The sequence below is a fragment of the Opitutus terrae PB90-1 genome, from assembly GCF_000019965.1.
In the GTDB taxonomy this organism is placed as follows: domain Bacteria; phylum Verrucomicrobiota; class Verrucomicrobiia; order Opitutales; family Opitutaceae; genus Opitutus; species Opitutus terrae.
The window spans coordinates 4,964,729-4,986,039 of sequence record NC_010571.1 but is presented as its reverse complement, the minus strand read 5'-3'; the positions used below and the strand labels follow the sequence as shown (position 1 = coordinate 4,986,039).

At 64.8% G+C, this 21,311-nt stretch carries 14 protein-coding genes; 10 read left to right on the top strand and 4 right to left on the bottom strand.

Annotation, left to right across the window (positions count from 1 at the left end):
* Window positions 1-58: 58 nt before the first annotated feature.
* Together OTER_RS19380 and mgrA are read right to left on the bottom strand one after the other, a co-directional pair.
* Window positions 59-1,306 carry an MFS transporter gene (locus tag OTER_RS19380; RefSeq protein WP_012376640.1) on the bottom strand — a complete coding sequence of 416 codons (1,248 nt, stop codon included), beginning with the start codon at window positions 1,304-1,306 and terminating at the stop codon, window positions 59-61.
* 235 nt (window positions 1,307-1,541) lie between these two features.
* Window positions 1,542-2,537 carry an L-glyceraldehyde 3-phosphate reductase gene (gene mgrA, locus OTER_RS19375; RefSeq protein WP_012376639.1) on the bottom strand — a complete coding sequence of 332 codons (996 nt, stop codon included), beginning with the start codon at window positions 2,535-2,537 and terminating at the stop codon, window positions 1,542-1,544.
* A gap of 254 nt (window positions 2,538-2,791) precedes the next feature.
* Between mgrA and obgE the strand changes: the two genes are divergently transcribed.
* The 5 genes from obgE to OTER_RS19350 all read left to right on the top strand — a co-directional run bounded on the left by obgE (window position 2,792) and on the right by OTER_RS19350 (window position 8,611).
* Window positions 2,792-3,832, top strand: a complete 1,041-nt coding sequence (gene obgE, locus OTER_RS19370; protein WP_012376638.1) for a GTPase ObgE — start codon at window positions 2,792-2,794, stop codon at window positions 3,830-3,832.
* Window positions 3,833-3,849: 17 nt separating this feature from the next.
* The gene (locus tag OTER_RS19365; protein WP_012376637.1) at window positions 3,850-4,365 is read left to right on the top strand and encodes a GspE/PulE family protein; all 516 of its coding nucleotides are present in this window, start codon (window positions 3,850-3,852) and stop codon (window positions 4,363-4,365) included.
* Between the two features lie 3 nt (window positions 4,366-4,368).
* A complete protein-coding gene (locus OTER_RS19360) occupies window positions 4,369-6,075 on the top strand; it encodes a GspE/PulE family protein (RefSeq protein WP_012376636.1) in 1,707 nt (568 codons plus the stop codon).
* Between the two features lie 82 nt (window positions 6,076-6,157).
* Window positions 6,158-6,664: a tetratricopeptide repeat protein gene (locus OTER_RS19355; RefSeq protein ID WP_012376635.1), complete on the top strand. Its 507-nt coding sequence runs from the start codon at window positions 6,158-6,160 to the stop codon at window positions 6,662-6,664.
* A gap of 234 nt (window positions 6,665-6,898) precedes the next feature.
* Window positions 6,899-8,611 carry an HDOD domain-containing protein gene (locus OTER_RS19350; protein WP_083767792.1) on the top strand — a complete coding sequence of 571 codons (1,713 nt, stop codon included), beginning with the start codon at window positions 6,899-6,901 and terminating at the stop codon, window positions 8,609-8,611.
* An 83-nt stretch (window positions 8,612-8,694) separates the two neighbouring features.
* Here OTER_RS19350 and mnmA read toward each other — a convergent pair whose 3' ends face one another.
* A complete protein-coding gene (mnmA, locus tag OTER_RS19345) occupies window positions 8,695-9,831 on the bottom strand; it encodes a tRNA 2-thiouridine(34) synthase MnmA (RefSeq protein WP_012376633.1) in 1,137 nt (378 codons plus the stop codon).
* 205 nt (window positions 9,832-10,036) lie between these two features.
* Here mnmA and OTER_RS19340 point away from each other — a divergent pair, with 205 nt between their 5' ends.
* From OTER_RS19340 to tpiA, 5 genes are all read left to right on the top strand, one after another.
* Window positions 10,037-10,975 carry an alkaline phosphatase family protein gene (locus OTER_RS19340; protein WP_012376632.1) on the top strand — a complete coding sequence of 313 codons (939 nt, stop codon included), beginning with the start codon at window positions 10,037-10,039 and terminating at the stop codon, window positions 10,973-10,975.
* A gap of 149 nt (window positions 10,976-11,124) precedes the next feature.
* Window positions 11,125-13,578, top strand: coding sequence for an alpha-amylase family glycosyl hydrolase (locus tag OTER_RS19335; RefSeq protein WP_012376631.1), 2,454 nt, complete (start codon window positions 11,125-11,127; stop codon window positions 13,576-13,578).
* 146 nt (window positions 13,579-13,724) lie between these two features.
* Window positions 13,725-14,771 carry a type I glyceraldehyde-3-phosphate dehydrogenase gene (gene gap, locus OTER_RS19330; RefSeq protein WP_012376630.1) on the top strand — a complete coding sequence of 349 codons (1,047 nt, stop codon included), beginning with the start codon at window positions 13,725-13,727 and terminating at the stop codon, window positions 14,769-14,771.
* Window positions 14,772-14,886: 115 nt separating this feature from the next.
* Window positions 14,887-16,149, top strand: coding sequence for a phosphoglycerate kinase (pgk, locus tag OTER_RS19325; RefSeq protein WP_012376629.1), 1,263 nt, complete (start codon window positions 14,887-14,889; stop codon window positions 16,147-16,149).
* 129 nt (window positions 16,150-16,278) lie between these two features.
* Window positions 16,279-17,049 carry a triose-phosphate isomerase gene (gene tpiA / locus OTER_RS19320; RefSeq protein ID WP_012376628.1) on the top strand — a complete coding sequence of 257 codons (771 nt, stop codon included), beginning with the start codon at window positions 16,279-16,281 and terminating at the stop codon, window positions 17,047-17,049.
* Between the two features lie 486 nt (window positions 17,050-17,535).
* Here the strand turns inward: tpiA and OTER_RS19315 are convergent, their stop codons facing one another.
* Entirely contained in the window at window positions 17,536-21,303 is a 3,768-nt protein-coding gene (locus OTER_RS19315; protein WP_012376627.1) for a carbohydrate binding domain-containing protein, read from the bottom strand.
* Between the last annotated feature and the right edge of the window lie 8 nt (window positions 21,304-21,311).

Below are 21,311 nucleotides of genomic sequence, written 5' to 3'. Positions count from 1 at the left end.
GCGCGCCGCAGGTCTTAGCAAGACGTGAATTCGCCCCGCCCGGCAGCGCGATCATCCCTCACCCGCGAATGGCGGAGCGGGGCCGTTTGCGAACGTCCGGCAGAAACACCGTGAGCAATCCGATCAGCGGCAAGAACCCGCACAGGAAAAACACGTGCTCGATGCCGGCGTGATCGGCGAGATGGCCGAGTGCGGCCGAGGCGATCGCGCTCATCCCGAACGCCAGCCCGAAGAAGAGCCCGGCGATCAACCCGATTTTGCCGGGGATCAGCTCTTGCGCGTAGACGAGAATGGCGGAGAAGGCGGACGCGAGGATCGCGCCGACGACGGCGGCGAGTCCCACCGTGGCCACCAGACCCACGTGCGGCAACACAAGCGAGAAGGGTGCGACACCCAGGATCGAAAACCAGATGACGTATTTGCGTCCGAACCGGTCGCCGAGCGGCCCGCCGAGAATGGTGCCTGCGGCCGCGGCGAACAGAAAGATGAACAGATAAAACTGCGCACCTTGCACCGAGACGTGGAACCGCTCGATGAGGTAGAACGTGTAGTAGTTAGTGAAGCTGACCAGATAGAAGTATTTGGAAAAAATCAGTGCGATCAGGACCCCGAGCGAGGCGATGATCCGACTGCGGGAGAACCGGCCGGCAGCGGCGCGCTGGTGGCTGCGGACCCGCGCAAGATGAGAGGCAAGGTGGCGTTGATACCAGACGCCGACGCGCGTCAGCACGGCCATGCCGACGGCGGCCAGGATGGTGAACCAGAGCAAGGCCGGCTGGCCGCGCGGCACGATAATCAGCGCGGCGGCCAGCGGGCCCAGCGACGTGCCGACGTTGCCGCCGACTTGGAAGAGCGATTGCGCGAGACCGTGTCGCTGGCCCGCGGCCATGTGTGCGATGCGGGAGGCCTCGGGATGGAAGATCGAGGAGCCCATGCCGACGAGGGCGGCGGAGAAGAGAATCGTGCCGTAATGGTCGGCGCGGGAGAGCAGGATCAGGCCGACGAGCGAGATGCCCATGCCGATGGCGAGCGAGTAGGGCTTTGGGCGGCGGTCCGTATATAGGCCGACAACGGGCTGGAGCAGCGAGGCGGTGCCCTGAAAGGTGAAGGTGATGAGCCCGATCTGGGTGAAGCTAAGGTCGTAGTTCACCTTCAGCATCGGATAGATCGCCGGCAACAACGACTGAATCACATCGTTCAGCAGGTGCGAAATACCGAGCGCGAGAATGATGGGCAGGGTGGTGCGTTCCAGCGCCGAGACGGGAGTTGGCGGATCCAGCGGGAGCGCGGTGGCGTCGGAAGCCATGGGAGACGGAGAAGTGTTCGATGAACCGAGCGACGGCAAACGCCGGCGCGGATCGAACCAGAACAGCGGCCGAGTAAATCGCGTTGCAGGTGCGCGACTGATTTGATCGCGGCTGCGGTCGCTGGTGGAGTCGGCCGTTCCGGCAGGCTGCGAGTACGGGGATCGCGCGACTGAAAGCCCGCCAGGTCGGCGGGTTCCCCCAACGGCGTGCTGCACTCCGCGTCAGACGCGCTCGTCAGCTCGCCAGGATCTTCTCGATCGCGGCGAGTTCGTCGGCGGAGAGCGTCGGGTTCTTGAGCGCGGCGACGTTTTCCTCGATCTGGCTCACCTTGCTCGCGCCGATCAGCGCCGTCGTGATCGCGGGGTTGTGCAGCACCCAGAGGAGCGACAGCTGTGCGAGCGACTGACCGCGCTGTTTCGCGAGCGCGTCGAGCTTTCGGATCTTCGCGAGTTTTTGCTCGGTAATATGCTCCGGCTTGAGAAAACGCGGATCGTGACCGGCGCGCGAATCGGCCGGGATGCCGGCGAGGTAGCGGTTCGTGAGCAGACCCTGCGCAAGCGGGCAGAAGGCGATCCCGCCAATGCCCTCGCGCGCGAGGACGTCGCCGAGGCCGTGCTCGATCCAGCGGTCGAACATGTGATACTTCGGCTGGTGGATCAGGCAGGGTGTGCCGAGCTCGCGCAGGATCTTCGCCGCCTGCGCGGTCTGTTCGGCGGAGTAGTTTGAAAGGCCCGCGTAGAGCGCCTTGCCCGAGCGGACGGCGCGGTCCAGCGCGCCCATGGTTTCCTCGAACGGCGTGTTCGGGTCGGGCCGGTGCGAGTAAAAGATGTCGACGTAGTCGAGCCCCATCCGCCGCAGGCTTTGATCGAGCGAGGCGAGCAGGTATTTGCGCGAACCCCATTCGCCGTAGGGCCCGGGCCACATGTCGTAGCCGGCCTTGGTGGAGATGATCAGTTCGTCGCGATAGGGGGCGAGATCCTCGCGCAGCACGCGACCGAAGGTCTGTTCGGCCGTGCCGGGCGGCGGACCATAGTTGTTGGCCAGATCGAAATGGGTGATGCCGAGATCGAACGCGCGCAGGAGCATGGCGCGGCTGTTCGCGTGGGTGTCGACTCCGCCGAAATTGTGCCAAAGCCCGAGCGAGAGCGCCGGCAGCTTCAGCCCGCTGCGGCCGCAGCGGCGGTAGAACGCGGAATTGTCGTAGCGGGTCGGCGCGGCAACGTAGGGCATGGCGGTGAGATGACGCACCTTCGGAACGAAGGATGCGTCGGTCAAGGGCGGCCTCCGCAAGGTCGTCCGGACCGTTCGCCCCCCGCCTCATTCTCGTTCTCTTTCTCCTCCCACGCTTCCAGCGCTCCGGCGCGCGAAGAGAACGAGAAAGAGAACGAGAACGAGAACGAACGGATTGGCCGCGAGAGCCGGCCGGGAGACTTGTTCGCGGCTCCGCCTTGGCAAACGCCGCGCGTTCTGCCTTGGTAGCGCGCATGTTCGTCGACGAGTGCGTGGTAAAACTTCAAGCCGGTGACGGCGGGCGCGGCTGCATTAGCTTCCGGCGCGAGAAATACGAGCCGTGGGGCGGCCCCAACGGCGGCGACGGCGGCCGGGGCGGCGACGTCATTTTGCTGGGCGACGACGACACGAACAACCTGGTCGACTACAAATACCAGCCGCACTGGAACGCCGAGCGCGGGGAGCACGGGCTCGGCAAGGATCAGCATGGCAAGGACGGCGCGCACCGCGTTCTGAAGATGCCACTCGGCACCGTCGTGATCGATGAGGCCACCGGCAAACCCGTCGCCGAGGTCGTTGAGGACGGTCAGCAGATCGTGCTCTGCAAGGGCGGCAACGGCGGTTGGGGCAACACCCATTTCAAGACGGCCACCACGCGCGCGCCGAAGCGCGCCAACGATGGCCACCCGGGCGAGCGCGGAACGTACCGGCTGGTGTTGAAGAGCATCGCGGACGTCGGCCTGGTCGGTTTCCCGAACGCCGGCAAGTCCTCGCTCACCTGCCTGATCACGCGGGCGCGGCCGAGAACCGCGGCGTATCCGTTCACCACGCTGCATCCGCAGATCGGGATCATCGATTATCCGCCGGACCGGCACGGCCGCCGGCGCCTGCGGCTGGCGGACGTGCCCGGACTGATCGAGGGCGCGAGCGAGAACCGCGGACTCGGGCATCGCTTTCTGCGTCACATCGAGCGTTGTGCGCTGCTGCTCGTGCTGATCGACATGGCGGGCACCGACGGCCGCGACCCGCGCGAGGATTACAAGCATCTGCTCCGCGAACTGGAGCTTTACGATCCGGCGCTGCTGAAAAAGCCGCGGCTGGTGGCGGCGAACAAGATGGATGTCGAGGCGGCGGCGGCGAACCTCAGCAAGTTCAAGCGGCGCCATCGCACGGTGGACGTGCTACCGCTCTCGTGCCTCACCTCCGAGGGGATCGAGCTGCTCAAGAAAGAATTGCTAAAACGGGTGACGGCGTTGCGGGGTCGAGAAAAGGTGTCGCCTCGCGCCCGCGACTAAATCACCGTCGAAGCGACATGGCCCAGGTCAACCGCACACTGCTGATGCGCGCCAACCGCCTGTTGGGCGCGAACCTCGTTGAGGCCAATCTGATCAAGATCGAGGACCTCGAGGCGGCCAACGAGAAGCTGCTCGGCGTGGTGGCGATGGATCAGCCGCGGCAAAGCACGCTGCTCGGCATCCTCGCTTACGACATGAAGATAGTAAAGGAGGACGACCTGCTACAGCACATCGTCGACGCCGACGGCGTGGGGCTGGTGGACATGAGACATTGTGAGCTCAGCGACGAGATCAAGAAGTCACTCGACCTGTCCGCGTGTTGGGCGACGTGGTCGCTGCCCTTCGATCGCGAGGAGGATTTTCATTTCGTGGCAACGGCCTACTACCTGAGCCCGGCGGTGCGGGCCCATTGGGAGAAGCAGCTCGAGGGACCGATCCTGTGGTTCGGCGCGACGCTCGAGCAGATCGCCGATTGTCTGGAAAAACTCGAGGCGGAGCAGAGTCACGCGACGTCCGCCGCCAAACCGGCCTAAGCCATGGCACTCGGCAAAATCCAGTCCCAGATTGTCGCGGAACTCACGGCCATGAGCCGGCTGACGGACGAGCAGCGGGAGAAGATTGGGGCGTTGCCCGGCGACATGACGGGTGACGCGCTCGAGAAGATGCTGCAGGACGAGTACCGGATCACGCCGTTCCAGCTGCTCGTGGCGAAGGGCCGCGCGTTCCGGCTGTCGCCGGTCAATGTCGCGCGGTTCAAGGTTCTGCCCGACACGTTCGAGCGCATCCCGCAGGATTTCTGTCAGCAGAACCTCGTGCTGCCGGTGGGGCAGGTGGGCGATTTCCTGCTGGTGGCGTTCGCAAATCCGTTCGAGATCACGCTGCCCACGAAGATCCACGAGATGACCGGCAAGAAGGTCATCCGGCTGCTCGCGCGCGAGAAGGACATTCGCGACAAGTTCGTCAAGAGCGCGGATCAGCAGCCCGCCGGCTTCGACGATGTCGTCGAGAAGATCGGCGAGGAGTATGGCGTCATCGCCGAGGCGGGCAGCGACGACGTGACAGAGGAATCAGGTCCGATCATCCAGCTCGCGAACCGGATCATCGAGGACGCGTATTTCGCGGGCGCGAGCGACATTCACGTCGAGCCGCAGGAAAAGGAGATGATGGTCCGCTATCGCGTGGACGGCATGTGTTCGGAAAAGCTCCGGCTGCCGGCGCGCGTGGGGCCGGCGCTCGTCGCGCGGCTCAAGATCATGTGCAACCTGGACATCGCCGAACGCCGGTTGCCGCAGGACGGCCGCATCATCTTCAAGCAATACACGAAGAAAGGCCTCGACCTCGACCTGCGCGTGTCGACCGCGCCGTTGAACCACGGCGAGGGCGTGGTGATGCGTATTCTCGACAAGCAGAAGACGACGCTCCCGCTGCCGATGCTCGGATTCACGGAGGAAAATCTCGGCAAGTATCGCGAGTGCATCCGCCAGCCCTACGGCATGATCCTGCACTGCGGCCCGACCGGCTCGGGTAAGTCGATGACGCTCTACTCGGCGCTGAACGAGATCAACACGCCGGACATCGTGATCCGCACCGCGGAGGATCCGATCGAATACACGCTGCCCGGCCTGAACCAGATGCAGATGCACCGGCAGATCGGGCTGACCTTCGCGTCGGCGCTGCGCGCGTTCCTGCGGCAGGATCCCGACGTGATCCTGGTCGGTGAGATCCGCGACAAGGAGACCGCGGACATCGCGGTCGAGGCCGCGCTGACCGGTCACCTGCTGATCAGCACGCTGCACACGAACGACGCGCCGAGCACGGTGGCGCGGTTGACGGACATGGGCATCGAGCCGTTCATGATTTCGTCGTCGCTGCTGTGCGTCTGCGCCCAGCGACTGATGCGGCGCGTCTGCAAGACCTGCCGCGTGCCTTACGTGCCGCAGGGTCGCGAGGATGAGATTCTGCAAAAGGCGATCGGCTGGAGCGGGCAGATTTTCAAGCCCAACCCCAAGGGCTGTCCGAAATGCAACAGCACGGGCTACAAGGGCCGTGTGGGTATTCACGAGCTGATGGTCACGAACGAAGAGTTGATCGAAGGCATCAACAAACAGCTCGAGACGGCGGAGATCAAAAAGATCGCCGTGCGCGGCGGCATGAAAACGCTGCACCAGGACAGTCTGATCAAGGTGCGGGATGGCGTGACCACGATGGAGGAGGCCATCGCGACGGTGCCGCCCGATCTGTGATGCGCGATGAGGCTGCAGCCGAATCCGCGCCGCGACTTTCGAGTGGCGAAAGCCGGCGAGCTCTGAGTTGATTGTCACCCCCATGAAGTTTCTCGTCCTGATTTCTCTCGCGTTGGCCCTCGCGCTGACGGGTGGCTGCAAGCCGAAGCCGAAGGAAATCCCCGCGCTGCAGCGAAAGGAAGCGGCCAACCTCGCGAGCGAGGCCCAGTTCGCCGTGGCGCTGAGAGACTATGCGCGTGCCGAACCGCTGTTTGAAAAAGCGGCGAAGCTTTGTCCCGACCAAGGGGACTATTGGGTGAATCTCGGCGTCGCGCGGAAGCGACAGGGCAACACCGCGGGCGCCAAGCAGGCGTATGAGAGTGCGCGCAAGGCGTTCCACGACGCCTTTGAGCTGGACGAGAAGAACACGGATGCGGCGCTGCAGGAGGTATACACGCTGGCGCTGCTCGGCCGCGCCGATGACGCCCGCAAGACGCTGGAGCGCGTGCGCAAGCAGGCGCCGGACGATCGCGAGATCCGGTTGTTCATCGAGAACAAGCAGCTCGATCGAATTCTCGAGGATCCGGCTTTCAAGGACATCGCGCTCTGAGCCGCGGACGGAGTGGAGGTCGAATCGCCAGCCAACGGCGGAAACGAAGTGCCTCCGCGAGACGGCGGGCGCTTTTCTAGGTTGCTGCGCACGCGGGTGCGCGCGACACTGCGTTCGCCCCCGCCCCCGTGAACCTCAGCCGCTGACAATCGTTTCAGATGTCAGTAGAATGAACCGAACATAGGGGCATACCTCTACCTCCTGTGCCGCCGCTGGCGCATGGCCCGCACATAAATGGCCCACATTCTCCTAGTTGATCCCGCAGATATTGCGCGGCGAGCAATGCGTGGAGTGCTCGCGCGCGGCAGCCATCGCTTGGCGACCGTGAGCACGGTGGCGGAGGCTTGGAGTTTCATTCAGCGCAATGTGGCGGTCGACCTCGTCTTCCTGGAACTGAAATTGGAGGGCGAAAACGGCATCGGGCTGCTGCAGCGGTTGCGGGCCGATTGTTTTCTCAAGGTGATACCGGTCGTGATCTACACCGCCGCGGGCGATCGCGACGTGGTCCGTCAGGCGATGCAACTCGGTGTCCAGAATTTTTTGGTGAAGCCGTATCGCGACGACTACATCCTGGCCGAGGTGGGCAAAGCGCTCGCGAATCCGTGGCGCAACCAGCACTTCGAGGAGGAAAAATCCTTCTGCGCGATGACCGGCCTGACGCCGGACGGGTTGCGCGCGGCGCTCAAGGAAGTGCACGCCTCCTTGCAGAACATCGGGCCGGAGCTGCTCGAACACATCAAGGGGGAGAACGCGCCAGGCGCGATCGGCACGATCGAGAACACCACCACCAAGGGAGAGGCGGCGGGCGCGTGGGGCATCGTGGAGCTGCTCAACGAGGTGAAGGGCCTCGTCGAGCAGGGGCTGTGGCCCGCGGCGGGCGGAGCGCTGAGCCAGCTGGGCTTCGCGGAGCGATTGATTTTCGCGCATCTAAATCCGGCGGTGGTCCCGGAAGATTTCGTCTCGCCCGAGGAACGCGCGAAAGCGGAGGAGGCGCGGGCGCGCGCGGTGTGGTTCAATGCGGAGGCGGAGCAGCGCGTGCCGGTGGTCGCCTGGCCGCAACTACAGCAGCAGCTCGACGGACTGAAGGGTTGCCCGGTGGTCGATTCCGTGGCGGCGGCGTTCCAGATGGCGGCGACCGGACATCCTTCGTCGCTCGCGCCGCTGATGGACATTGCGGAGAAGGATCCGGGGCTGTCGGCCCAGCTGATCGTCGCGGCGAACCAGGTGCGCAAGGGCGAGAACGAACCCGACCACGAGCCGGTGGAGAATCCGCGAATCTGCGTAGGGCTGCTCGGTGAGATCAGGCTGGCGGCGATGGCCAGTTCGCTCGTTCGCGTGGACGAACGCTACATGGACATGCCGCCGTGCAGCTGGACAAGTTTCTGGATGTTCCAGGTCGGCGTGGCGCGGATGGCGCGTTACACCTGCCGGTACCTGGAATTTCACAGCTTGGAATCGCGCGCCTACGCCGCGGGGCTGCTCCACGACATCGGCAAGCTCCTGCTGCTGCGACTGCACCCTTACGGCTTTCAGGCGATCGTCGATTTCGCGCGACGGCGGTCCGTGCCGATCGCGGCGGCGGAGAAATTCTTTCTCGGCTGCACCACCGCGGAGATGGGGGCGTATTTCGCCGAGAAACGCGAGTTTCCGGCGAGCTACGGGGTGGTGATGCGTTTCGTCGAAACCCCCGAAGCCGCCACCGAGGACGCGGTGCTCGTGGCGAGCGTATCGCTCGCGCGCGATCTCTGCCGGCAAAATCGCGTGGGCTGGAGCGGTGATCCGAACGTCGGTGGAGTGAAACCGATTGCGGAAACCGCCGGCTGGCAGGTGCTCAGCGGGCGCGTTTTCCCGAGTTTCAATTTGCAGAAATTCGAGACCGAGGCCCACGCGGAATGTCGGCAGCTCAAGCGCGAGCTGCACGGACAGGTGCACCTACCGCAGCTGTAGGCTCGCCCCGCGGATTCGCTCGTTCTCTTGCTGTTTAGCTTTCCCTCTCTTTTTCGCGGGCGTCACCCTGGGACCACGCAGACCTACGCGTAGACTCCGCCGCCGAGGAGTCGCTCGCCGTCGTAGAACGCGAGGATCTGTCCCGCCGCGAGACCGCGTTGCGGCGCGGCGAAACGAATCAGCGCAGTGGTCTCGCTTTCCGGCACGAACTCGAGCGGCACGCGCGGATCGCGATAACGCACGCGGCCTTCGAGCGCACGCGCCGTCGTCACGGGTTTGCCGATCCAACTGAGCGCGTGCACGCGCACCTCGCGCTGGAAAAGTCCCGGCGCGTCTGGATGATCGAACGCGACCAGCAGCGCCCGGTCAGCAGCGCGCTTGCCGACGACGACGTAGGCTTCGTGATCGGTGTTGGAGGGAATCCCGATCCCCTTGCGCTGGCCCAGCGTGTAGAAATGCAGCCCGCGGTGCTGGCCGAGTTCGCGACCGTCGGTGGCGCGGACAATGGGACCCGGCGCGTCGGGCACGTAGGCGCGCAGAAAATCCTGCATCTTCACTTCGCCGATGAAGCAGATGCCCTGGCTGTCCTTCTTGTCGGCGGTCGCGAGCCCGGCTTCGCGCGCGATCCGACGCAACTCGGGTTTGGGCAAATGGCCGATGGGGAAACGCGCGTCGCGCAACTGCTCCTGCGATAACAGTGCGAGGAAGTAGGACTGGTCCTTGTTTTTGTCGGCGCCCTCGAGCAGAGCAAAGGTGGACGCCGGCGTCCCGTCGGCGTTGAGCCCGCCGAGGACGGCGGGCGTCACCAGATCGGGTTTTACCTCCACCCGCTGCGCATAGTGGCCGGTGGCGATCGCGGCGAAACCGTGATCCTTCGCCCAGCTGCGAAACACGCCGAACTTGACCTCCCGGTTGCACATGATGTCCGGATTCGGCGTGAGCCCGCGAGCGTAGCCGTCGAGCAGGTAAGCCACGACGCGCTCGCGATACTCGCGCATCAGATTCACGACGCGAAATTCGATCCCGATCTGCGTGGCGACGCGGCGCGCATCCTCGATGTCCTGCTGCCACGGGCAATGTCCGATCACCTGATCTTCATTGATCCAGTTCTTCATGTAAGCGCCGACGACGTCGTAGCCCTGCTGTTTGAGCAGCAGCGCGGCAACGGAGCTGTCGACTCCGCCGGACATCGCCACGAGAATTTTTTCGGCGCCGGGCATGAGGGAGAAGCTAGCGGGAAGGTTCGCGGCGCGGCAAGCGGCGGCGTTAACCGGGCGCGGGCTGGCGCATGAAAGCCGATCGATCACATGTTTGCGCCGCGCTGGGCGAACACACGGGCTGCCGTGCGCCGCGCGCGCGTGAATTCGAGGTGTCGGGCGCGCTCGGAGCTTGCGCATCACCCGGCGAGGTCGACAGAACCATGCGATGACGCTGTCATTGTTCCGTCGCCCGCGGTTGCTGGCGTGGGGATCCGTTTTCCTGCTGGCGCTCACTGCGGCGGCCGCGCGTTCCGCGGCGCTGCCTCAACGACCGATCCCGGCGATCGAGTACGTGATGGTCGTGAGCATCGACGGCATGCGCCCCGATGTGGCGCTGCTCGCCGACACGCCGACGTTGCACGCGCTGGTGCGCGAGGGCGCCTATACGTTCTGGGCGAAGACCACCGCAGTTTCGATCACGCTGCCGTCGCACGTCAGCATGCTGACCGGCGTGACGCCGGGTCGGCATGGGATCATGTGGAACAAGGAGCTGCCGTTCGCGGAACCGGTTTATCCCGCCGTACCCACGATCATGGAACTGGCGACGCGGGCCGGCTACACGACGGCGCTGGTCGCGGGCAAACCGAAGTTCGCGGCGCTGAACAAGCCCGGCACGATCACCTATTCGTGGATCCAGCCGAAAACGGCGACCGACGCGCAGGTGGCAACAGCGGCGGTGGAAATCATCGAACAGCATCAGCCGGCGTTTCTGATGGTGCATTTCCCGGCGGTGGACGGGGTGGGGCACGATTTTGGCTGGGGTTCGCCGGAACAGCGGGAGCGCCTCGAGCAGACCGATCGCGAGTTCAAACGCGTGTTGGACGCGCTCGACCGTACGAATCTGCGCGCGAAGACGCTGGTGCTGGTGACGGCCGATCACGGCGGCACGGGTCTCACGCATGGCGCGGAAGATCCGCGCAGTCGGCATATTCCCTGGATCGTCGCCGGACCGGGCGTGCGCCGATTTTACGACCTGACTCGCGTCGAAAACCTGGAGGTGCGCACCGAGGACACGTTCGCCACGGTCGCTTATCTGCTGGGCCTCCCGCTTCCCGAAAAGATCGACGGCAAGCCGGTGAGAGCGGCGTTTACGGACGCGCGATAGCGACGCCCAAGGTAACCTAGTTAGGTTGCATCGGGGATGACTGCTCCGGGGAAGGTTGTTTCGACCTCCACGAGCAGGCTGCAACCGGGAATTCCCGCCGACTTTCGGGCTTGTCGGTTCGCAGCGCTGCGGGATGCTCGCAGGTTCACATGGCCTCACCCGGCTACAGGATCATCCGCGCCTGGCTCGAGTCGCTCACCTCCGGGGTGGTCGAGTTGGACCGCGACTGGCTGGGCGCGCGGCCGCCGCAGTTCTCGATGGGCCAACAGTGCCCGGTGCTCGGCGGTCTGGCGCCCGCCTCGCGGCGGATCACGGGCAGCGCCTTCGGGTATCGGGTGGAGGGCAACGACATCGTCTTCGTGCTGCCCGAACTGCAGTGCGCGGGCGTCGACGTGGAGCGCGACGGCGTCTATCTGGGCGGCGATTTCAACGGCTGGCAGCAGGCGGTCGGCTTGGCCGAGTGGCGGATGCAGCGCAGCGAACTCGAGGGAGAGTCCGTGCTCTCGTGGTCCGGACCGGCGGCGCGTTTTTTCGATCCGGCCGGACAGCGATTCAAGTTCGTCACGGGCGAGCACCAATGGCTGAGCGTGCCCGATGACGCGGCGAACGCCGTCCGCGACGCGGACGGGAACATCAATCGCGCCATCGATCCGGCACGCACGGGCCGGCACTTGTGGAGCTTCGTCTGTCCAGCGCCGCTGGATCTGGCCGAATCGCTGGTGATTGGCTGGGCGGCGGAGCTGACGCCGCCGGCGACGCCGCTGGTGCCGGGGCGGTTTTTCTACCAGCTCAAAACGGACCTGCCGCTGGGCGCGCTGGTGCGCGAGGGCGAAACGGTGTTCCGGCTGTTTGCGCCGCGAGCACGCTCGGTGACGTTGTTCATCAGCCCGAACCGCGCCGGGTTGAAGAGCCCACAGCAAGTGCCGCTGGCGCGGCGGCCGGATGCGGACGGACGCGCCGGCGTTTGGGAGGTCGCGCTGAACCAGCGGCTGCACGGCTGGTTTTACTGGTATGTGATCGACGGCGTGCGCGAGGGCCGGGGGGCGTTCGATCCGACGCAGCGCGTGCTCGATCCGTATGCGCTGGCGGCGCTCGGGCGCGAGGGGCCTGGCATCGTGCTCGATCGCGCGTGGGTGGGGCAGGGCGACCGCGGTTTCCGCACGCCCGCGTGGCAGGATCTCGTCATCGCCGAAGCGCACGTACGGGATCTCGCGACCCATGCGCCGGTGCCGATGACGCCGGCAGAGCGGCGAGGGTTCAGCGGGCTGCGGCGCTGGGTCGAGCACCCGGAATTTTATCTGCACCGGCTCGGCGTGAACTGCGTGGAGCTCCAGCCGGTCCACGAGTTCGATAACCACCCGCACGACCACTATCACTGGGGTTACATGACCAACAGCTTCTTCTCACCGGAGAGCAGCTACGCGCTCGATCCGGCGGAAGGCTCGGCGGTGCGCGAACTCCAGGATCTGGTCCGCGCGTTCCATGGCCGCGGCATGGCGGTGTTGCTGGACGTCGTCTACAATCACGTGGGCGTGCCGCCGCACCTGATGTTCATCGACCGGCTCTATTATTTCGAACAGCATGCGGACGGCCGGCTCGTCGATTGGAGCGGCTGCGGCAACGACCTGCGGGCAAACTCGGCGATGGCGCGGCGGCTGATCATCGACAGCTGCGTCCACATGATCGAAGCGTACGGCGTCGACGGTTTCCGCTTCGATCTGGCGGAGCTGCTCGGCGTGGAGGTGTTGCGCGAAATCGAGGCGGCGCTCAAGCGCGTGAAACCCGACGTGGTGCTCATCGCGGAGCCGTGGAGTTTTCGCGCCCACATCGCGAGCCGGTTGCGCGACACGGGCTGGGCCTCGTGGAACGACGGCTTCCGCGATTTCCTGCGCAAATACGTGCGGGGCGAGGGCGATGCCCGCCGGATGGAGTATTTCCTTAAAGGCTCGCCCTGGTATTTCGCGAAATGGCCGGCGCAGACGGTGAACTACACCGAGTCGCACGACGACCGCACGTGGATCGACATGATCACGGAGCATCACGGCTACGACGGCTTTGCGCCGACCCGCCGCGACGTGCAGCGCACCCACTTGATGGCGGCGCTGTTGTTCATGTCGGTGGGGATTCCGATGCTCGCGGCCGGACAGGATTTCCTCCGTTCGAAGCGTGGCGTGAGCAACACCTACCTGCGCGGCGATCTCAACGCGCTCGATTACCGGCGGCTGTTCCGCTATCCCGGAACGCACAGCTATTTCGCGGAGTGGATCGCGTTTCGCCGGAGCTGGCTGGGCCGGCTGGTGCGGCACTACGAGCGCGTGAGCGACGCGTTCTTTCAATTCTTCCATCTCGACGGCGCCCCGGCGTTCGCCGTCGTCTACAACGCGGATCGCTCGCTCGGCCCGGAACGCCTGCTGTTCGCCGTCAACCCGACGCAAGCGGATCTCATCGTGCCGCTGGACGAAGCGACCGCTGGCGCCGGCTGGCGCCAGCTGGCCAACCGCGAGCGGTTCATCAATCCGCAGACGCCGGGCGCGACGCAACCGGTCGAGCCCGCATTGTTCGTGAGTGCGCTTGGCTGTGGGCTTTGGGTAAGTGACAGTTGACCCACAAAAAACACGGTGAATATGCCAGTCTTTGCACAGCCAAAACCCTTGCACCGCCCCCCCCGGACCTGTTCATTCAACTCTCCGCGTCTACGCGGCTCAACGTCCCTCAGAAAACAACACAAGCACTAACGGAAAGACCTCCCATGGCAGTTAAAGTCGCAATCAATGGTTTCGGCCGCATCGGCCGCCTCGTTTTCCGCGCTCTCGTCGAGCAGGGGCTCCTGGGCTCCACGTTCGACGTTGTGGCCGTGGGTGATATCGTCCCCGCGGACAATCTCGCTTACCTGCTGAAATACGATTCCACGCAGGGCAAGTTCAACGGCACCGTCTCCTCCAAGAAGTCGGCCGCCGACAAGGCCGAGGACGACGTGCTCGTCGTCAACGGCCATGACATCAAGGTCGTGTCCGCCAAGACCCCGGCCGAGCTGCCGTGGGCCGCGATGGGCGTCCAGCTCGTCATCGAGTCGACCGGCCTCTTCACCGCCGCCGAAAAGGCCCAAGGCCACATCACGGCGGGCGCCAAGAAGGTCATCATCTCCGCTCCGGCGAAGGGCGAAGACATCACCGTCGTCATGGGCGTCAACGACGACAAACTCGACGTCAAGAAGCACAACATCATCTCCAACGCGTCCTGCACCACGAACTGCCTCGCGCCCGTGGTGGCCGTGCTGCTCAAGGAAGGCTTCGGCGTCGAGGAAGGTCTGATGACCACCGTCCACGCCTACACCGCCACCCAGAAGACGGTGGACGGTCCCTCCAAGAAGGATTGGAAGGGTGGCCGCACCGCCGCGCAGAACATCATTCCGTCGACGACCGGCGCCGCCAAGGCCACCGCGCTCGTGCTGCCGGAAGTGAAGGGCAAGCTCACCGGCATGTCGCTCCGCGTTCCGGTGCCGACCGTCTCCGTGGTCGATCTCACCGTGCGCACGACGAAGGAAACGTCCTACAAGGAGATCTGCGAGGCCATGAAGCGGGCCAGCGAGACCTACCTGAAGGGCATCCTCGGCTACACGACCGACGAGGTCGTCTCGAGCGACTTCATCCATGACAAGCGCTCGTCGATCTTCGACGCGGGCGCCGGCATCGAGCTCAACAGCAAATTCTTCAAGCTCGTGTCGTGGTATGACAACGAGTGGGGTTATTCGAACCGCGTCGTCGATCTCACCAAGAAGATCGCCGCAGCGCTGTAAGCCTTAACTTAGACCCGATCTATCTTAACCACGGATAGCACGGATTGGCACGGATGGCCTTAGTCAATCCGTGATGATCCGTGAGATCCGTGGTTAATTTTTAACCTCTCCTCCCATGGCCAAGTTTAAATCCATCCGCGACCTCAAGCTCGCCGGCCAGCGCGTCTTCATCCGCGTCGACTTCAATGTCCCGCAGGACAAGGCCACCGGCGCGATCACCAACAACGCCCGCATTGTCGCGGCGCTGCCCACGATCAACTACGCGCTCGAGCAGGGCGCGGCGGTCGTGCTTGCCAGCCACCTCGGCCGGCCGGACGGCAAGAAGATCGCCAAGTTCTCGCTCAAGCCCGTCGCCGACGAGCTCGCCAAGCTGCTCAACAAGCCGGTGAAGTTTCTGGACGATTGCGTCGGGCCCGCGGTCGAGGCGGCTTGCGCCAAGGGCACGCTGAAAGCGGGCGAGGTCGTGCTGCTCGAGAACCTGCGCTTCCACATCGAGGAAGAGGGCAAGGTGAAGGAGAAGCAGCCCGACGGCACCGAGAAGTCGGTCAAGGCCGATCCGAAAGCGGTCGAGGCGTTCCGTGCTTCGCTGTCGAAGCTCGCCGACGTTTACGTCAACGACGCCTTTGGCACCGCGCATCGCGCGCACAGCTCGATGGTTGGCGTGCAGTTGAAGGACAAGGCTGCGGGCTTCCTGATGCAGGCCGAACTCGAGGCCTTCGCCAAGGTGGTCGACAATCCGGCGCGGCCGCTACTCGCCATCCTCGGCGGCGCAAAGATCGCGGACAAGATTCCGCTGATCAACAATCTCATCGACAAGGCCAACGCCATCATCATCGGCGGCGGCATGGCGTTCACCTTCAAGAAGGTGCTGGAGAACGTCGAAATCGGCGCGAGCCTCTTCGATCCCGAGGGCGCGAAGATCGTCGCCGAACTCGCCGCCAAGGCGAAAGCCAAGGGCGTGAAACTTGTGCTGCCGGTCGACTACGTCGCGGGCGACAAGTTCGCCGCTGACGCCGCGACGAAGGTCGTCGACGACAAGGCCGGAATTCCCGCCGGCTGGATGGGGCTCGACGTCGGTCCAAAGACCAACGAACTCTTCCGCCAAGAAATCCTCGCCTCGAAGACGATCGTTTGGAACGGCCCCGCGGGCGTATTCGAGTTCGACGCATTCGCGACGGGCACGAAGACGCAGGCGGACGCGATTGCCGAAGCCACCAAGGCGGGTGCGGTCACCGTCATCGGCGGCGGCGACACAGCCACGGCTGCGAAGAAGTTCAAGGTCGCGAAGGTCGTGACCCATTGCTCCACCGGCGGCGGCGCCAGCCTCGAGCTCCTCGAGGGCAAGACGCTCCCCGGCGTGGCGTTCCTCACGGCATGACGGGAAGTAGCGAGTTGCGGGGAGTGAGTCGCGAGCACGCCAGGCCGCTGATTCACGACCCGACACTCGCTGCAACGTCGCCATTTCTACTCACTACTCGCTACTCATCACTCGCTACTTCTTACTAACATGATTCCCCGCAAAAAGCTGATCGCTGGTAACTGGAAGATGAACAAGACGCCCGCCGACGGTGTGGCGCTGGTCAAGGAAATCGTCGCCGCTGCCGGCAAGAACAACGACGTCGACATGGTGGTGTGCCCGCCGTTTGTCGCGATCGAGTCCGTGGGCAAGGCCCTCGAAGGCTCGAACGTGAAACTCGGCGCGCAGAACATGCACCCCGAGGCGAGTGGCGCTTTCACCGGCGAAGTCTCGGCTCCGATGCTCCGCGCCGTGTTCGCGACGCACGTGATCCTGGGCCACAGCGAGCGCCGCGCCTACTTCGCGGAAACCGATGCCTTCATCAACAAGAAGGTCCTCGCCGCGCTGAAGAACCAGTTGAAGCCGATCCTCTGCGTGGGCGAGACACTCGCCGAGCGCGAGGCGGGCTCGACGTTGAAGGTCGTGCAGACGCAGCTTGAAGGCGGACTCGAGGGCGTGAGCAAGGAGCAGGCGGCCACGGTCGTGATCGCCTACGAGCCCGTGTGGGCGATCGGCACCGGCAAGGTGGCGACGACCGACCAGGCACAGGAAGTGCACGCGTTCATCCGCGGCTTGCTCGTGAAGCTGTTTGGCGACGCCATCGCGGCGAAGGTACGGATCCTGTATGGTGGTTCGATGAAGCCGTCGAACGCGCCCGAGCTCCTCGCGCAGAAGGACATCGACGGTGGTCTGATCGGCGGCGCCGCGCTCGAAGCGCGCAGCTTCCTCGAGCTGATCAACGCCGCCGCGGCGATCAAGTAAGGCGAACGCAGACCCGCTGCGGGTTTCCCCGTCAGCGAGCACATTCTTCGGGCGGAGGCTCTTGCCTCCGCCTTTTTCTTGCTCCGCGATGGCAATCCAGCGTTGAGAGAACGCTTGCGTGGGAGCGCGGCCGCCCGCGGCCGCTCCTATCCCAGATCGAGCCCTCGTTCCTTCCACAGAGCTGCGCTGCTCCACGGCCATTCGTCCGCTCGCGCCACCAATCCCGCCTTCACCGGATTCTCGTGAATGTAGTTCACCGCGGCGCGGTAGTATCGCTCGTTGCGGATGAAGCGATCCCAGTAATCGGGTTGCCAGACATGCCTTTTCCTGGGAGCGCGACCGCCGTCGATCGCTTCTCCTACATTGCGGCCGAGGACGGCCGCGCTCCCACGCAGGCGTCCTTCGCTTGGCTGTCGGTGATACCGGGCTCCTGCGAGGGACTCTTCACCGCCCGCCGAAATTCGCCTATTTCGCGCCGCGGTGCTGCTATGGCGTCGGATTCACTACGATTGTCGCCGTCACATCGACGCCGTTTTCCTGCAGGACCGCTTGATTCCGCTGCGCCGGCAGCAGTCGGCCGTGCGAGTCGCTGCCGTCGGCAAAGACCAGTTGTGTGATTCCGCTGACCTGTACGGGCGCGCCGTTCGCCTGCAGCAAATCGCCGCCGGTGATCCGTGTGTTGCTGGCGGCACCGAGTCGGAGCACCGGCGTTGAGTCATCGCTGGCGATGATGTCGCCGACATACACGGGACCGGAGAACGTGACACCGGGTGCGTAAACGCCGGTGAGTCCTTTGGTCGCGAAGAAGTTTGCGTTCGCCGCGCGCACGCCGCCGAACCTGCCGTCGGTGCTGGCAATCGCGATGAAGGCGAGGTCGGCAATCCCGTCATACGCGGTGTCCGCCTGGCCGGCGAAAAGCGGGCTGCCGTTCTTCGAGGGATGATTCAGATCGGTGACAGGCTTCGTCACGTCGAAGGTGCCTGTTGGATCGAACGCGGTGAACCGCCCCACGGTGAACGCCGAGACGTTCGTGCGTTCATCAGCCCCCGTGATGACAATGCCGGCGTGCCCTTTCATATAGCCCACGTTTGATTGGTTGTAATTCACCGGCGCCGCCGGGCCGGTCGCGCTGTCGAGCACGAGCGACAAGGTGCCCGGACCGCTCATCTCCACCTGCACGATGTCGTTGTCCAAATCGATGTAGGAGAGTCGCGTGATCTGATTCAGCGCGTGGTCAGCTGTGATTGCGGCCGCAGCGCCCTCGAGCAGCACTTGGTCAAACGTGTTGCCGTTGCTCGCCACGTAGATGTTGGAGCCGACTTCATGCCCCGCGCCGACCACTTTGCTGCTGGAGGTCAGGCCCAGGATCATGGGCTCGCTCAGCACCGAGCCCGACGCGTTGCTGACGCGTGCGCGGTAAATGCCGGCGTCCGCAGGCTGCAGGTTTTCCAGTGTCACCACCGGTGCGGCGAGCCGCGTCACGTCGCTGCCGTTGCGCGTCCACTGCACGGCGGGCGCCGGTGAACCGTTCGCGGACAACGCCAGCGTGACACTGCCGCCGAGGATTGAGCTGCGCGCCGGCGCTGGTTGGCTGGCGATCGCGGCAGCAGTTACAGGACCGGCTTCGATTGCGATCTCATACCACAGCGTGGTGCCGCTTCGACCGAGGTCGAACTGCGCGCGGCCGGCGGCGTCGCGAACGCTCACGGCCACCTTGCGCTGGCCGGTCTCGTCGAGCGACCACACGCTCACGCGCGTGGCGGCGACCGGCAGCGTGATGGTGGCGGGAACGACTTCGACGAGGACCGGACTCGTTCCCCAACGGTTGCCGATGGAATTCTTGGCCGTATTCCACGTCTGTCCGGTGTTCTCCTGGTCGCCCGTGGCCACGAGCACGGCGCGCGCGGCGCCGGCCTGATCAAATTGGTAGCCTTCGAGCAGACTGAGGCCAATCGTGCTCCAGTCCTGTCGCGTGGTGCCCGGTGCAATAACGACACCGCCCAGGTCGAAGCTGCGACCTGCGGTGAACCCGATCACCGCCTTCGTCCGCGGCGTGTTGACGGTGACGACGCCTTTGTTCGCGACGGAAGTGTCCCAGCGCAGTTCGCCGGTGTCCGCGGTGAAGACGGATCCCGTGGGCGTCGCGGGCGGTGAGGCGAGACCGGTCGCCGTGGCGCCGATGCTGAGTGCGACGCGACTCTGAGAAGTCATCAACGCCGGCATCCCGATCTTCGAGCCGTCGGCGATCGACCACGCGGCGCCGGAAGCGCGTGCGGCTTCGACTTCCTGGGCGGGCGTGAAAGGTAGCGTGTAGGAAAGGTTCGCGGGCGCGACGTCGCCGCGGCGGAAGAGCGTGGCCGCGAGCAGTTGGTTGACCATCTTGCCGGAGTGTCCGCCGTGATCGAAGAAGCCGCTGACCGCGGCGTCCGTGTTGGTGTCGTAGGCAAACATCCAAAGGCTGTCCCAATCCTGCAGCGCGCCAAAGGCGGCCGCGAGCAGGGGCGTTTCGCTCGCGTAGGTGTTGGGCGAAGCGTGCTGATACTCGGTGACGTTGTGCGGCCGGCCTTCGACGCGCTGCCGCGCGATGCCGGTGAGCGTGTTCGACGACGGCGAGTTGACCATCGAGACATTGCTGATCGTCCAGTCGACCGGATCCCAATCTTTGCCGGCGGGCCACACGGGGTGCTGCCAGTAGGCGTGCGAGTCCATCGCATCGAGGCTGGACTGGGCGTTGGGCGGGCTGTTGGAGATGATCGTGCCCCAGACGATGCCGCGGTAGCCGAGCGTGTCTTTGATGTGGGCCTTCATCGCGTCCCAATAAACTTTTTCGGCGGCGAACACGTAGGTGATCCAATCGCGGGTCTGGCCGGCAGTGGCGCTGCCGGCGGCGGCGTTGTGGAGAACATTCGGAATGTTGCCGGCCTCGAGCGTCACGCCGTCGGCGAGTCCGCCGATCTTGCCGCCTTCCGAGAAGCGGACATCAGCGAGGTAAACCGTGCAGAGCCGATCGCCGAAGCCATTGAAATTGAGCCGCACGCTCGGCTCGTCGTTGGCCGCCTGGAAAGTGAACGTATAGCGCTGCCAGCTGGTGCCCAGCGTGGTGCTGATCGAGGAACCGACGCCGGAGTAGTCGCTCGGGCCGGTGCGGGTGAGGCTGCAGGAGAGCGGGGTGGCGGCAGCGGCTTTGGCCGAGAAGCTCACCGTATACGTCTTGCCGGAGGTGAACGCGAGGCCCGCTTGGTTGAGTTGAATATGCCAACCGGCGGAGCCGGGAGTGGTGACCGCGATCCGGAGCGAAGGCTGGCCATTGAATTCGGTGCCGGCGATGCGCGTGGCGACGGCACCGTTGTGTTGTTCGAAATTCCACGAGCCGGTGCCGGCCGCGAAGTCGCCGTTGGCGAGCATGTTCGCGCCGAGCGGCTGGTCGATGGTGCCCCAGCTGGCGAGCAGCTCGGCCGTGGTGGCGTAGCGGGTTTTCAACCACGCGTTCCACTTCGCCTGCAGCGCGCTGCGGTAGGGCGTCGGCAGGGTGTCGAGGACGTTCTCATACCACTTCTGCAGGAGCCCGTTCTCGTTCATGATCTCGACGAACGACACCGCCGGGTCCTCGGCGAGCGAGCGGCCGCCGCGATATGGATTCGGGGCGGACAGGAGCTTGGTCGCGTGCTCTTTGTGCAGCTGCAGCGCCTCGTCCATGAAGAACCCGAGAATGTGCTGATCCTTCCACTCGAGTTGCGTGATCTCGGGGCCAAGCCCATCCCCGGCCTGGAATTCGCGCGAGACGAGGAGATTGATGTTGCTGTAGATCCCACGAGCGGCGAGCTGCGCCACGAAATAGTGCAACCGCTCCAGCCGGTCGGCGGAAAGGGTGCGCGAGTTCCCGAGCGAGTAATCGATGATGACGCTGTCCTTCGCCCACTGCGCTTCCATGTGATGAAAGCGCACGGCGTTGAACCCGAACCGGGCGAGTCGCGCCGCGTGCCCCTCGGCCTGCGCATGCGTGGGAAAACAACTGAGATCGGCCACGTTGACGCCGAGAAACCGAATCCGTTCGCCGCCGACGACGTAGTGACCGCCGGCTGTCACGGATACCCATCCGGCGTCACCCGCGGGCGTCGGTTGCCACGTTTGCAGGTTGGTGATGCCGGGGGTCGCGTCGTTCCAAGGGAGCGTGAACGACTCGAGCGCGGCACTGGCGACGGAGCAGGTGAGGGCGAGGAGAAGCGAGATCGAAAGCAGTCGGGTGCGCAGCATGGGGTGGC